This window comes from Desmonostoc muscorum LEGE 12446 (assembly GCF_015207005.2).
GTDB classification, from domain to species: Bacteria; Cyanobacteriota; Cyanobacteriia; order Cyanobacteriales; family Nostocaceae; genus Nostoc; species Nostoc muscorum.
The window spans coordinates 3933870-3947325 of record NZ_JADEXS020000001.1 but is presented as its reverse complement, the minus strand read 5'-3'; the positions used below and the strand labels follow the sequence as shown (position 1 = coordinate 3947325).

Sequence of the window (13456 nt, the reverse complement as noted above, 5' to 3'; positions counted from 1 at the left end):
CCCCAGTCCCTACTTCGGTCCCAAACCCACAGCACCAGCATACACGGCGCGATCGCCTAGTTCATCTTCAATTCGCAGCAAGCGATTATATTTTGCTACCCGTTCGCTGCGACACAGGGAACCTGTTTTGATTTGACCGGCACGGGTGGCTACGGCTAAATCGGCGATGGTTGTGTCTTCGGTTTCACCAGAACGATGGCTAATTACTGAACGGAAACCGTTGCGAGTTGCCAAGTCAATTGTTTGTAAGGTTTCGGTGAGAGAACCAATTTGATTGAGTTTAATCAAAATAGCATTCCCGGCTTTGTCTTGGATGCCTCTTTGCAGGCGAGTAACATTGGTCACAAATAAGTCATCTCCTACCAACTGCACCCGCGAACCTAACTTCTGGGTGAGCAATTGCCAACTTTGCCAATCTTCCTCGTGTAAACCATCTTCAATTGAGACAATGGGATATTGGTCAACTAGTTGAGCCAGGTAATCAATAAACTCAGTGGGAGCATGAGGTTTACCATCGTAAACATACTGACCATTCTTGTAAAACTCGCTAGCCGCCACATCCAACGCCAAAGCGACTTGCTCCCCTGGCTTGTACCCAGCTTGTTCAATGGCAGCAACCAGCAATTCCAAAGCCACCTGATTGGACTCTAAGTTAGGGGCAAAACCGCCTTCATCGCCCACACCAGTCAGCAAACCCTTCTCATCTAACACTTTGCTGAGGGTAGCAAACACCTCGGCACCCCAACGCAAGGCTTCCCGAAAGGAAGTTGCCCCAATTGGGACAATCATAAATTCTTGAAAATCTACGTTGTTGGCTGCGTGTGCGCCGCCGTTAATGACATTCATCAACGGTACTGGTAGTAAATTTGCTAGTGGGCCACCCAAATAGCGATACAGAGGAATTGCTAGAGATTCTGCACCAGCTTTAGCTGCTGCGAGGGAAACCGCCAAAATCGCATTCGCCCCCAAATTGGATTTGTTATCAGAACCATCGATCGCAATCATTGTGCGGTCTAATAGTTCTTGGTTGAGGACATCCAAGTTGAGCAATTTTGGGGCAAGTACCTCTTTGACGTTTTGTACCGCCTTCAGGACTCCTTTACCGCCATAACGGCTTTTATCACCATCACGCAATTCGTGTGCCTCAAAAGAGCCAGTGGAGGCACCACTGGGAACCTGCGCCAGCCCTACAGCACCGTTGGCTACATGCACTTCGGCTTCAATTGTTGGTCTACCGCGTGAATCAAGAATTTCACGAGCTGCGATCGCTTCAATGGCAGTATCTAGAATGTGACTCATTTGTACTTTGTCCTTTGTTCGAGTGTTTTACTTACGCATATAGTCCAGTGGCCTAACCCAATCGTTAGCATAGGCGGTTAACAGACTTTCTCGGCTGACATTAAAGAAGATTTCCACAGTTGGAGTCAACTGACAGGAGAATTGATCGGATTCTGGAACTTTTGTAAGCTGGATTTACTTACAGCAGATTTCATGTTAATGAAGTACAGCATCTAAGTCTGGTAGCTAGGCTCAGAGCCTATTCTCATTCTGAATTCTGACTCCTGAATTCTGACTCCTGACTCCTAAATTCTGCTGTATGTAACAGGAAATTAAATAATACTCGTGCAAGATATAATACTTCAACAAAAAACTTATAAACAGATGAAGAATCATTTTAATTTAACTTCTCGCAGCAAATTCAAGCTGCTAATTTTCACTATATTTTTTGTTTTAAGTTTCGTTAGTTCAGTTTTCAACCAAACTCCTAAACCAACACTGACTCCCGATATTAAAGCCAAAGCTGCTTTGATACAAGACATTAAGGATTAATTATTGTAGAGACGGCGATTTATCGCGTCTTTGTGATTTAGAATTTTCATCAAAAAACCTTAAGCGAACAGTATTGGACTCGTATTTGATTACGTAAAAAAAACTCGCTCTCAACTCAAAAACGCTGATTGCCTATTCCTTACTATCTACTCCCTACTTCCTGCTAAGAGCAAATCAGTTCAAAAATCAAAGCGGATTACTATATAAAATATAAGAATTAAGTAAGTAACCAAAGGTCAATATGCGTTTATTACATACAATGCTGCGGGTAGGCAACCTTGAAGAGTCCTTGAAGTTTTACTGTGAAGTTCTGGGTATGAAATTATTGCGACGAAAAGATTATCCAGGAGGAGAATTTACCCTAGCTTTTGTGGGCTATGGTGATGAAAGCGATAATACAGTCATTGAATTAACTTACAATTGGGGAGTAGAAAAGTACGAATTGGGTAATGGTTACGGTCACATTGCCCTTGGGGTTGATGATATTTACACTACGTGTGAAGAAATCCGCAATCAGGGCGGTAAAATCGTGCGAGAACCAGGACCAATGAATCATGGTTCGACAGTTATCGCTTTTGTGGAAGATCCAGATGGGTATAAAATTGAACTGATTCAACTGGGAACTCAAGGGTCAGCAATCAAACAGGAATCACAAGAGCAACTTGTAAGTCAGTAATTCTGATAGTAAGAATCTACATGCAGTCGTTGATGAGCAAGATCAATAGCTATCTCTCCCATAGCACCATCTGGCAAACTACGCTTATAACTGTGTTTTCGTTTTAAATTAGGGAATAGGTAGGGACTAGGCACTAGGCACTGGGGACTGGGGAATAGGAAATAAATATTTAGGAATACTTTCTCACTACCCAATACCCAATCCCTAGTACCCAATCCCCAGTCCCCAATCCCGATACCCTAAAATAAAAATCCCAAATCGAAAATTCTAAAAGATGCAACCTACAGATCCTAATAAATTTACAGATAAAGCCTGGGAAGCGATTGTGAAATCTCAGGATATAGTGCGTGCTTATCAACAACAGCAACTAGATGTTGAACATTTAATTCTTGCCCTGTTAGAAGAACCCACTAGTCTAGCAATACGTATTCTGGCTCGATCTGAGGTCGATCCAATCCGCTTGCAGCAGCAACTAGAAGCTTTTACCCAACGTCAGCCAAAAGTTGGTAAAAGCGATCAGCTTTACCTTGGTCGCAGTTTAGATGTCTTGCTAGACCAGGCCGAGGAAATTAGAGCTACGATGAAAGATTCCTACATTTCTGTGGAACACATCCTGCTGGCTTTTGTTGACGATGAACGCGTTGGACGGCGGATACTCAAAGGCTTTAATGCGGATGCAGCTAAATTAGAAGCTGCGATCAAAACTGTTCGCGGTAGCCAAAAAGTAACAGATCAAAACCCAGAATCGCGCTATGAAGCTTTACAAAAGTTTGGCAGAGACTTAACAGAACAGGCAAAAGCTGGTAAGCTCGACCCGGTGATTGGACGGGATGACGAAATTCGTCGGGTAATTCAGGTATTGTCCCGCCGCAGCAAAAATAACCCGGTATTGATTGGCGAACCTGGCGTTGGTAAAACTGCGATCGCCGAAGCTTTAGCACAGCGGATGGTCAACGGTGATGTTCCTGAGTCGCTAAAAGATCGCCAGTTGATTTCTTTAGATATGGGCAGTTTGATTGCTGGGGCTAAATACCGGGGTGAATTTGAAGACCGCTTGAAATCTGTTCTCCGGGAAGTCATGGAATCAAACGGTCAAATCGTCCTGTTTATTGACGAATTGCACACCGTAGTGGGCACGGGTTCCAATCAACAAGGGGCGATGGATGCGGGAAATCTACTCAAACCCATGCTGGCGCGGGGAGAACTGCGTTGCATTGGCGCCACAACCCTAGATGAGTTCCGCAAACACATCGAGAAAGACGCCGCCTTAGAACGCCGTTTTCAGCAAGTATTTGTCGATCAGCCAACTGTAGAAAATACTATTTCCATTCTTAGGGGGTTGAAAGAACGCTACGAAGTTCATCACAACGTCAAAATTTCTGATTCGGCTTTGGTAGCAGCAGCAACTTTGTCAGCACGTTATATTAGCGATCGCTTTTTACCAGATAAAGCTATTGACTTAGTAGATGAGGCAGCCGCACAACTGAAAATGGAGATTACCTCCAAACCAGCCGAACTAGAAACCATTGACCGCCGCCTCATGCAGTTAGAAATGGAAAAGCTATCATTAGCTGGCGAAGAAAAGGGTACTCCCCAAACTAAAGAACGTTTGCAGCGAATTGAGCAAGAAATCACCAATTTGACAGAAAAACAGCAAACATTTAACGAACAATGGCAAGGTGAAAAGCAGCTATTAGAGGCGATAAGTGCTTTAAAGAAAGAAGAAGATGCGCTGCGAGTGCAAATTGAACAGGCCGAACGCGCCTATGACTTAAATAAAGCTGCACAATTGAAGTACGGTAAATTGGAAGGAGTTCAACGCGATCGCGAAGCCAAAGAAGCGAAACTTTTAGAAATTCAAAGCCTTGGTTCCACCTTGCTGCGAGAACAAGTCACCGAAGCCGATATTGCTGAAATCGTCGCCAAGTGGACAGGAATTCCTGTCAATCGCCTGTTGGAATCGGAACGACAAAAATTACTGCAACTAGAAAGTCATTTGCATCAACGAGTTATTGGCCAAGAAGAGGCTGTAGAAGCAGTAGCAGCAGCAATTCGTCGCGCCCGTGCGGGAATGAAAGACCCCTCGCGTCCCATTGGTTCATTTTTGTTCATGGGGCCTACAGGTGTAGGCAAAACCGAACTCGCCCGTGCTTTAGCTCAGTTTCTCTTTGATTCTGATGATGCATTGGTGCGCCTGGATATGTCCGAGTATATGGAAAAACACTCAGTTTCTCGGTTAGTGGGAGCGCCTCCGGGATACATCGGCTACGAAGAAGGCGGTCAACTGTCGGAAGCGATTCGCCGTAAACCCTATTCTGTAGTGCTATTGGACGAAGTAGAAAAAGCACATCCAGATGTGTTTAATATTTTACTACAAGTATTAGATGACGGTAGAATTACTGACTCTCAAGGAAGAGCAGTAGATTTTCGCAACACTGTTATTGTCATGACCAGTAACATCGGTAGCGAACATATATTAGATGTATCAGGTGATGATTCCAAGTATGAAACCATGCGGAAACGGGTAATGGAGAACTTGCGATCGCATTTTCGCCCGGAATTTCTCAACCGGGTTGACGATTTAATTCTCTTCCATACCCTCAGCCGTTCAGAAATGCGGCATATTATCCGTATTCAACTCAAACGTGTAGAAAATCTCCTCCGCGATCAAAAAATCTTCTTTGAAATCTCCCCAGCTGCTTGTGATTACCTAGTAGAAGCAGGCTACGACCCAGTTTACGGTGCCCGTCCACTCAAACGAGCAATTCAGCGAGAAGTAGAAAACCCCCTCGCCACCAAATTATTGGAAAATACCTTTATTTCTGGAGATACGATTGTTATTGACAAAAATGAAAACGGTCTCTCTTTTAGTAAAAAAGTGCCAGTGAAGGTGTCAGTCACACAAATTGCTACGTAGACAAGCCTCGTGAACACCCTGACGGCAAACGCCATCTAATCAGGCATTAATTAGCATTATTATTCTTGTCATACTATTGTGTGACAAGAATAATAGTGCGATTCTCATTTGAATGAGGCACATGCGTAGGGGCGCACAGCTGTGCGCCCCTACGAGGATCTATTTTTTCTGTACCTCACCCATGTGGGAAGCGCTATATCTGCTACCTGTTCCAATACGATTCGGTTAAGGTTTTTTGATCAAAATTCTAGCAAAGACGAAGACGCGATAAATCGCCGTCTCTACAACAATCAATTCTTTGTAGAGACGGCGATTTACCCTTGTCTATTGCCTTAACCGAACAGTATTGCTATCTGTTCAACAACCTCCGGCGCAAATTATCCAACGCTGCATTTGCACTGACATGACGAATTAGAGCGCGTCCTCGCACTGTACCAAAATGATACTCAAAACTTGCCACTTCATCTTTTGGCCCAGCCAAACCGACATAAACCAAACCCACTGGTTTAGTATCTGTCCCTCCAGCAGGGCCAGCAATACCAGTGATACTCAATCCCCAAGTTGTTGAAAGTCGGGTTTTGACTCCAATGGCCATTTGTTCTGCAACAGTAGCACTTACCGCGCCAAATTTATCTAAATCTTCCTGGTTAACCCCCAATAGCCGAACCTTCACCGAATTGTCATAAGAAATGATTCCACCCCAAAAATAATCAGAACTCCCAGAAATTTCAGTTAACATTTGCCCTAGTCCACCACCAGTGCAAGATTCTGCCACCGAAAGCGTTTCTTTTGATGCGCGTAACAACTCACCAACAACCGAAGCAGGAGTATCATCATTGATACCGTAAAAATCTAGTCCAGCGATTTCTTTAATTTGTTTTTCAATAGGCGCAATCAAAGCCTCTGCTGCTGCTTCGGAATTTGCTTTGGCAGAAATTCGTAATCTTACTTCCCCTTTACCTGCATAAGGGGCTACGGTGGGATTTGGCAAATTCAAATAAGAAGCAACCTTTTCCGCCAAAGCAGATTCACCAATACCCCAAAACTTTAAACTCCGGCTGTAAATAGCTTCTTTACCCCAACCTTGACTTTTAAGAAATGGGACGGCTGTTTCTTTCCACATCGGGTGCATTTCACTGGGAACACCGGGAAAGGTAAAAATAGTGATTTCAGGACGGGGTTGCCAAATGATACCGGGTGCAGTTCCAGTGGGGTTGGGTAGAATTTCTGCACCTTGGGGAATTAAAGCCTGCTTGCGGTTACTTGGTGACATCACCCGACCGCGTTGGGCGAATTTCTGGGTTATGTCTTCGATAATTTCCGGGTGTTCTACCAAGGGGGCTTGAAAGAAATCGGCGATAGTTTCACAAGTGAGGTCATCTGGGGTAGGGCCAAGACCACCAGTGAAAATGAGAATTTGCGCTCTGGAAATAGCAATTTCTATAACTTGCTTCAACCGTTCTGGATTATCCCCAACCACGGTTTGATAGTAATGGGGAATACCTAACTGGGCTAATTGTTGCGCTAAAAATTGAGCATTGCCGTTGAGGATATCTCCTAATAGCAATTCTGTACCAACACAAATAATTTCTGCACTCATTGGATTGGATTGGGGAAGGGAGTGGGGAGTGGGGAGTAGGGAATGGGGAATGGGGACTGGGGACTGGGGACTGGGGACTAGGAAAAAGCTTTTCGATAGCCGCCCAATGCCAATGCCTCATGCCCAATGCCCCATGCCCCATTCCCTAAACTAGAGCTGGTAAAGGAATTTCCAGGTGAGGGTATAAGGGGAAGCGATCGCACAATACAGCCACCCGTCGTTTACAATCTTGGGTGACTTCCTCGGAATCTGGGGAAAGCAGGCGATCAGCAATAATATTGGCAATCTCAGTAAATTCTGCTACTCCTAAGCCCCGTGTTGTCATTGCCGGGGAACCTAACCTCAGACCACTGGTCACAAATGGCGACTGCGGATCGAAGGGAACAGTATTTTTGTTAGCAGTAATATTTACTGTGCTGACTAGCTGATCTGCTCGCTTACCCGTCATGCCAATGGAACGTAAATCCACTAGCATTAAATGGTTATCAGTGCCATCAGACACTAGCTTTAAGCCGCGATTTTGTAATTGTTTTGCCAAAGCACGAGCATTTTCAATCACTTGAGCAGAATAAGCTTTAAACTCTGGCTTGAGGGCTTCTCCAAAAGCTACTGCTTTAGCAGCAATCACATGTTCTAATGGCCCGCCCTGGCTACCAGGAAAAACGGATTTATCTAGCTTTTTACCGAGTTCTGCGTCGCCAGTTAAAATTAAACCACTTCTGGGACCGCGTAGAGTTTTATGGGTAGTTGTTGTTACCACATGACAATGAGGAATCGGGTCTGGATGAAGACCACTGGCAACTAAACCGGCAATATGGGCGATATCAGCCAGTAAGTAAGCGCCGACTTCATCAGCAATACTACGGAATTTTTCAAAATCAATTACACGGGGATAAGCCGAATAACCACAAATCAGCAGCTTAGGACGCTCCCTTAGCGCCAGCTCCCGAATTTGGTCATAGTCAAGTTGTTCTGTTTGTTGGCTGACACCGTAGTGGCTAACTTGGAACCACTTACCTGAGACATTTACAGGGGAACCGTGGGTGAGATGTCCACCATGAGACAAATCCATCCCCATAATTTTGTCTCCTGGTTCCAGCAGGGTCAGAAACACAGCAAAATTCGCTTGTGCGCCAGAATGGGGTTGCACATTGGCATGAGCAGCACCAAACAATTGTTTAGCACGGTCGATCGCCAGTTGCTCGATTTTGTCGATAAACTCACAACCGCCATAGTAGCGTTTACCAGGTAATCCCTCGGCGTATTTATTTGTCAGTACCGAACCTTGAGCCGCTAGTACAGCGGCGGAGGTAAAGTTTTCACTAGCGATCAACTCCAAATGGTCTCGCTGACGCCCTAGTTCGTCGTTGATTAACTCCGCGATCGCCGGATCGCTGGAGGTGAGAAAATCTGAATTAGTCTTAGTCACTTCAATTATCCTTATGGGAATTTGTACAACGGCTGATTTTGGTTGGATACAGCACCTAAGCAACAGTCAAGTGTCCATAGCTCAAAGTAGTTCAATGGTTTTTGACTGCTCTAGAGAGGCAATTAATCGTCTCCGTAGGACGGAGGTTTTTTGTGCCAACTGAGTTTATTATTAGACCCAAGCTCGATTAACGCATTAACAATCATAACGTTGCTTTTTGAGCCTGCGTTAATTGAAGTTTTCTGCGATCGCTGTTCTATGATGCAAAAAGTTAGAGAAAGCCCAGTGCTTGAGCATCAGAACTGGGAATATGCGATCCTAAGCTACTGAAGTCGTCATAGACCATAGCAATCTTAAGGGACTTCCAAGGAAAAAAATATTCCATAGTAGGGGCGCACAGCTGTGCTACCCGAAAAATGTACAAATAATTTGGGATGATTTATTTTCTGGAAGTCCCTAAATCAAACAACAAGACTCCCGATTTCTCTAAGAAGTCAGGAGTCTCAGGCTTGCGATTTTCACAAATCAAATAGGATTCATTTAGCGATTTTGATAATAAGCCAAAATCTGGTTAACTCGTTGCCGACTTTCTAAAGTAGAGTTTGCTGAGCGCGTAAGTCTTAAGCCACCAATTTGACTTTGATTGTAATCAAACTGTTGGGATGACTGGGGAATTAAATCTACTTCCACCCCTTCCACTTGACGTAAATGCGCTGCGATTTCTCGATAGACTGCTAAAGGCAAACCAGGGAATTCAATTTTTTCCTCAGTCTCCATCTTTTATGAAGCTCCCACATTAACTGGATTTTGGGGGGGGCGTTGTCCCTAAAATAGCATCACCAGTACCAGACGCCGCTGATGGCGTCGAAGCTGATGGCGTTGAGTTGACAGGCCCTTCCCCTACCATTTTGGCAACTTCTATACCATATTGTTCCAAAATCACAATCGGGTTGGAGCCTCCATTCATTTCAATACGTTTAACTAGTACGCCATTGGCTAATCGCTGTCCCGCCTGCACATAGCGACTCGTCGGCTCATCTGGGACTTTGATAATTGCCTGGGGTTCTTTAGTAATGAGAACTACACCAGTCACAACTACTGCCTTTGCTAACTCAGGTTGTGGTGTTGGTGGTAATACAGATACTAAAGTTGGGTTGGGCACAACTTGAGGCAAAACCTTAGGCAAGACTGAAGTCAAAGTAGTATTGACTTTTTTTGGTTTTGGTACAGCAGCAATGTTATTTTTCTTTTGATTTAAAGCTATGCTACTTGTCGGCAGTTTTCGTCCTGGGGTTGATGCAGTAGGTAGCTTAGGTAACACGGGAACAGGTCTTCCTATTGTTTTAGACACTCCAGCACCCGTCTGCCCAAAAATCTCTCCAAACGGGTCAGTGCGGTTTTTTGATACCACAAGTACCCGTGCCCGTTCTGTAGCATTAGTAGATTGAATTAAGTTAAGACTTGCAGAAGAAACTTGTGAAACCTGTTTGGCAGGTACAACCGGATTCTTAAAGGATTGAACTGTTGGTTGCGATTTTTTTGCTATTTTGGGAATCGGCGTCGGATCTATGGCTTGCGGTGCATCTTCAGAAGCGCATCCAGCGATCGCCAAGCTTAGAATAGCTGCAATTGTAATTGTTAAATTTCTGCCCATGAGTCTTTCTCAAAAGCCATTGGAGAATTGAAAACTGGAAATCAACATGCCTGAAATTTGTATTAAAGGCAAAGTCTGTTCCCTTTATAACCTAATTTTTTGTTTTTCAATGGTTATTTTTCGCACTACCAGCCCAGCATAACTGCGGGTTCATTTGTTTGCAGTTAATCCTCTGCTACACCCATGAGTTGTTTCATCAAATCTAGGCCTTTTTTAACTCGACGGGAAACTGTTACTACACTGATACCCAGATGTTCTGCAACTTGTTTTTGTGTCAAATCTTGCAAAAACACACATTCCAAAACATCGCGGGTGCGTTGTTCTAGCTGAACTAATGCTTGTTGCAACCGAAGTTGGTCTTCTTGTGCTAATTGAAAGCTGCGATAGTGAGGATCTGGAACTAATTCTCCCAAACAAGTAGAGCCTTCTTCACCATCCTGGATTGGCACATCTAAACTCAAGGGAGCGCGATTTACCCATGCTAATTTAATTTCTTGCCATTCGTTTGGAGAAATTTTCAGTGCTGCTGCTAATTCCGAATCTGTTGGCTGGCGATTATGTGTTTCACGCCAAGAACGTGAAACTCCTATTGCTTGCTGTTGCAGTGCTAACCATCTGCGAGGAATTCGCACGGTGACGCCTTTATCTCGGAGATAGTGTTGAATTTCACCCCGAATATAGGGAAGAGCATAGGAACTGAAGGCATGTCCCTTAGAAAGTTCAAATCTTTCAATAGCCCTAATTAAACCCAAACATCCAACTTGGAGCAAATCATCATAGGTTTCATGACATTGATTTGTCCAGTAGTGAGCTTCTTTTCTCACAAGTCCAAAATTGAGTTTTACCAGTTGATTACGAATATTTTCGGAGCGAGATTGCTGATATTCTCGTAACAACTGCCAAATTTCGTGCTTTAGTTCATTGGTGACTGTGGTAGGCATAGCACCGGGCTTATTGAGCAAATAAAGAATTAATAACTCGCGCTTAAATTCACCTGCGATCGCACACAACATCAAAGAAAATATCGTGTTTATGCCCTAGCAAATCTATGGTAAATAACAAATTTTTCTATAAATTTCCCATAGTTCACTTGACAATCGAGCAATATTTAAATGTGCGAAATCCGTCGAATTTAGTTTGTTATCGACAAATAATTCACCAGTCAAGACCAGAGCCAAAGACCTCGTGTATTTTGACTTCGAGAATTATTGTTCAATTAATCTGGGCATTCCCTGTAGTTTTAATTTAATAACTACATAGAAATAAAATATATAATTAGTTACTAAATATCAAACCGAGATTGTACTTAATTTCATTAATTAATTCGGAAATGAAGTTCTACAAACAAAGTTATGAAAGTTAAAATTTGATGGCAGCGGCGAAAATTTCATTTCCAGTAAAATTACACATAGACTGAAAGAAATTCATTTAGTATTCAAAAATTACTAAATAAAAGTTAAAAAATAGTATGTATATTTACGCAAGTAATAAAAAAGGGGCTTTTTGCCCCTTGTTGTAGTTAATTTGTAGCCATTTCGCAAAAACTTACTTACCCCTAAATAGAAGGGGATAAGGAGTTAGCTCTTGTGATGAAACCTGATGCTGACACAAGTGTGGTTCTCAATGCCAGTCAGTTCCCTAACTCAAGAGGATTTAGCTATGATTTGGATTCAACCCGACCGTAAAATATACCGCGAATCTTAACTTCTTTAGGTTCGCCAGCACCTAAATCGGTATCAGATGGCTGTTCGCTCTCGAAAGTACCAGCAATTTCACCACTACCGCTATCTACCTTAGCTATTTGCAGAGAAATCTTGCCATTGAGACTTTCAGCACGCTTGACGTTAGTGCGGGTGAGTTCTTCATCATCCGCTTGGGCAGGCAGAGCCACAGCGTTATCATAGCCACTAACGACACCACGACCTTTAGGATCTAGGAAAGCAGCACCACGATAGGAAGGAACTTTGAAAGTGCCTTCAAAGTCAGTGGAGGTGTTAATACTGGTCAAACTGGGTTGGGTTTGAGCAACCAAGTTTTTGATAGTGAACAGGAAAGGTACTCGCTCACCACCAGGGAGTTGCACAGTAATAGCTTGGAAGTCCAGACCATCAGTTTCGGCAAAAGTCAGGCTATTATCTGAGTTGATTTTCAGATCGCCTTGTACTTGGTCAATGGTGGAAGTGTATCTAGTCAACAATTTCCCAGCAACGAATTCTGCTTCTTGGCGTTTATTAGCAGGTTCTTCTTTGACGAAGTAACTAGTTGGTTCTAAGCAAAGTTCTTTGATGGTGTATGACTGACTAGAATCAAGGGGAATTGAACCACGGCTTGTTTCTGATAGTTGAGGGCATTTGTTAGCCAAGCCAGTGCCTCGAATTTGTTCGTAAGTGAGTACATCCCTACCACTACTAGTAGCAGGAGCATCACTACAAGCAGTTATTAGTCCCAGGCACAAAGCCAAGAATGCAACAATTAAAGCGCGATACCTCATGGTCAACCTCAATCTCAAAAATTAATATCTAAGTTGTAAAACTGCATCGAACTGTGTTATGTATGTGACGCCACTACATACGCCTATTGTTTGATGGGTAAATCAGCCAGATCATACGATTTTTTTTAACTCAAAATCAAAGTACTCTAGTCTCAAGCAAGAATATTCTGATCCCCTCTAGCTTCCGTAAGGGCTATGCTAAACGGTACTACGCTGTTTTAGAAGCGATCGCAATTGCTTTTCATAAAGATACAAATCTAGTTATATTCAGCCGTGACTGAGGGAGTGGGGAGTGGGGGACGCTCTGACGCGGAGAATTTAAAAAAACTTCTGGGAAACTGTACAGCAGGTTGGTCTTCTTAGGTAAAGTGACAGCTGATGAATCAATACTGGTAAAGTAGGGAAAATTAAGAATCTCCGGTAAATTATGAGTTGGCCTCATTTACACGGAAAGGGTGGGATGAACAACAACAAAACTATTGAATCAGAGAAGTTGTCCTCTAAAATGCAAGCGATCGCAACTGTGGTACATGATACAGTTGAATGCTGTCAAGGCGATACTGTAGCTCTTTTGGCTTTGCTGCGACAATTAGAGCAGTTACACCGAGAAATCCGAGATGGGGTTTTTCAAGAGAGTTTGCCTGTGAATCGTCGCCAACTCTACTCACTGCTGAAAGATATTGAATCTGAGGGAGGCTGGCCTTATATTGAGCGGATGAAATTACAAGCTTTTTTAGCGAATTTGCCACAAGAAAATACTGAAGAAAATAGCCCTGAGGTTTTGGAGAGCGATCACTCTTTTGGTTAATCAAGTCCAAATCAGCTCCTAAATCAAGAGTCATTGGTCATTGGTCATTTG

11 protein-coding genes are annotated in these 13456 nt (G+C 43.4%); 4 read left to right on the top strand and 7 right to left on the bottom strand.

The features are described from left to right. Nucleotides 1-9: 9 nt before the first annotated feature. Nucleotides 10-1299, bottom strand: coding sequence for a phosphopyruvate hydratase (gene eno, locus IQ276_RS16895; RefSeq protein ID WP_235115731.1), 1290 nt, complete (start codon nucleotides 1297-1299; stop codon nucleotides 10-12). Between the two features lie 363 nt (nucleotides 1300-1662). Here eno and IQ276_RS16890 point away from each other — a divergent pair, with 363 nt between their 5' ends. The 3 genes from IQ276_RS16890 to clpB all read left to right on the top strand — a co-directional run bounded on the left by IQ276_RS16890 (nucleotide 1663) and on the right by clpB (nucleotide 5423). Further along, on the top strand, nucleotides 1663-1830 hold the full coding sequence (locus IQ276_RS16890) for a hypothetical protein (RefSeq protein ID WP_235115730.1): 168 nt from the start codon (nucleotides 1663-1665) through the stop codon (nucleotides 1828-1830). A gap of 241 nt (nucleotides 1831-2071) precedes the next feature. After that, nucleotides 2072-2506: a lactoylglutathione lyase gene (gene gloA, locus IQ276_RS16885; RefSeq protein ID WP_193920981.1), complete on the top strand. Its 435-nt coding sequence runs from the start codon at nucleotides 2072-2074 to the stop codon at nucleotides 2504-2506. A 274-nt stretch (nucleotides 2507-2780) separates the two neighbouring features. Further along, nucleotides 2781-5423, top strand: coding sequence for an ATP-dependent chaperone ClpB (gene clpB / locus IQ276_RS16880; RefSeq protein WP_193920979.1), 2643 nt, complete (start codon nucleotides 2781-2783; stop codon nucleotides 5421-5423). 349 nt (nucleotides 5424-5772) lie between these two features. Here clpB and IQ276_RS16875 read toward each other — a convergent pair whose 3' ends face one another. From IQ276_RS16875 to IQ276_RS16850, 6 genes are all read right to left on the bottom strand, one after another. Further along, nucleotides 5773-7023 (bottom strand): competence/damage-inducible protein A, encoded by a 1251-nt coding sequence (locus IQ276_RS16875; protein ID WP_190882121.1) that lies wholly within the window; start codon nucleotides 7021-7023, stop codon nucleotides 5773-5775. 145 nt (nucleotides 7024-7168) lie between these two features. Further along, on the bottom strand, nucleotides 7169-8452 hold the full coding sequence (glyA, locus tag IQ276_RS16870; RefSeq protein ID WP_193923882.1) for a serine hydroxymethyltransferase: 1284 nt from the start codon (nucleotides 8450-8452) through the stop codon (nucleotides 7169-7171). Between the two features lie 540 nt (nucleotides 8453-8992). After that, nucleotides 8993-9229, bottom strand: coding sequence for a hypothetical protein (locus IQ276_RS16865; RefSeq protein WP_193923891.1), 237 nt, complete (start codon nucleotides 9227-9229; stop codon nucleotides 8993-8995). A gap of 19 nt (nucleotides 9230-9248) precedes the next feature. Then, complete coding sequence (locus IQ276_RS16860; RefSeq protein ID WP_309245598.1) at nucleotides 9249-10106, bottom strand: hypothetical protein; 858 nt, start codon at nucleotides 10104-10106, stop codon at nucleotides 9249-9251. A gap of 164 nt (nucleotides 10107-10270) precedes the next feature. Beyond that, a complete protein-coding gene (locus IQ276_RS16855) occupies nucleotides 10271-11047 on the bottom strand; it encodes an RNA polymerase sigma factor SigF (RefSeq protein ID WP_221705939.1) in 777 nt (258 codons plus the stop codon). Nucleotides 11048-11763: 716 nt separating this feature from the next. Then, nucleotides 11764-12597 carry a photosystem II manganese-stabilizing polypeptide gene (locus IQ276_RS16850; protein WP_193919720.1) on the bottom strand — a complete coding sequence of 278 codons (834 nt, stop codon included), beginning with the start codon at nucleotides 12595-12597 and terminating at the stop codon, nucleotides 11764-11766. Between the two features lie 460 nt (nucleotides 12598-13057). On the opposite strand from IQ276_RS16850, the gene IQ276_RS16845 reads away from it, so the two are divergent. After that, complete coding sequence (locus tag IQ276_RS16845) at nucleotides 13058-13405, top strand: hypothetical protein (RefSeq protein ID WP_193919722.1); 348 nt, start codon at nucleotides 13058-13060, stop codon at nucleotides 13403-13405. Nucleotides 13406-13456 lie beyond the last annotated feature (51 nt).

Bases quoted from the DNA above. Each gene is read 5' to 3' on its own strand.
- IQ276_RS16845 (WP_193919722.1), top strand. From the start codon at position 13,058: ATGAACAACAACAAAACTATTGAATCAGAGAAGTTGTCCTCTAAAATG.
- gloA (WP_193920981.1), top strand. From the start codon at position 2,072: ATGCGTTTATTACATACAATGCTGCGGGTAGGCAACCTTGAAGAGTCC.
- IQ276_RS16855 (WP_221705939.1), bottom strand. From the start codon at position 11,047: ATGCCTACCACAGTCACCAATGAACTAAAGCACGAAATTTGGCAGTTG.
- IQ276_RS16860 (WP_309245598.1), bottom strand. From the start codon at position 10,106: ATGGGCAGAAATTTAACAATTACAATTGCAGCTATTCTAAGCTTGGCG.
- IQ276_RS16865 (WP_193923891.1), bottom strand. From the start codon at position 9,229: ATGGAGACTGAGGAAAAAATTGAATTCCCTGGTTTGCCTTTAGCAGTC.
- IQ276_RS16890 (WP_235115730.1), top strand. From the start codon at position 1,663: ATGAAGAATCATTTTAATTTAACTTCTCGCAGCAAATTCAAGCTGCTA.
- IQ276_RS16875 (WP_190882121.1), bottom strand. From the start codon at position 7,023: ATGAGTGCAGAAATTATTTGTGTTGGTACAGAATTGCTATTAGGAGAT.
- eno (WP_235115731.1), bottom strand. From the start codon at position 1,299: ATGAGTCACATTCTAGATACTGCCATTGAAGCGATCGCAGCTCGTGAA.
- clpB (WP_193920979.1), top strand. From the start codon at position 2,781: ATGCAACCTACAGATCCTAATAAATTTACAGATAAAGCCTGGGAAGCG.
- IQ276_RS16850 (WP_193919720.1), bottom strand. From the start codon at position 12,597: ATGAGGTATCGCGCTTTAATTGTTGCATTCTTGGCTTTGTGCCTGGGA.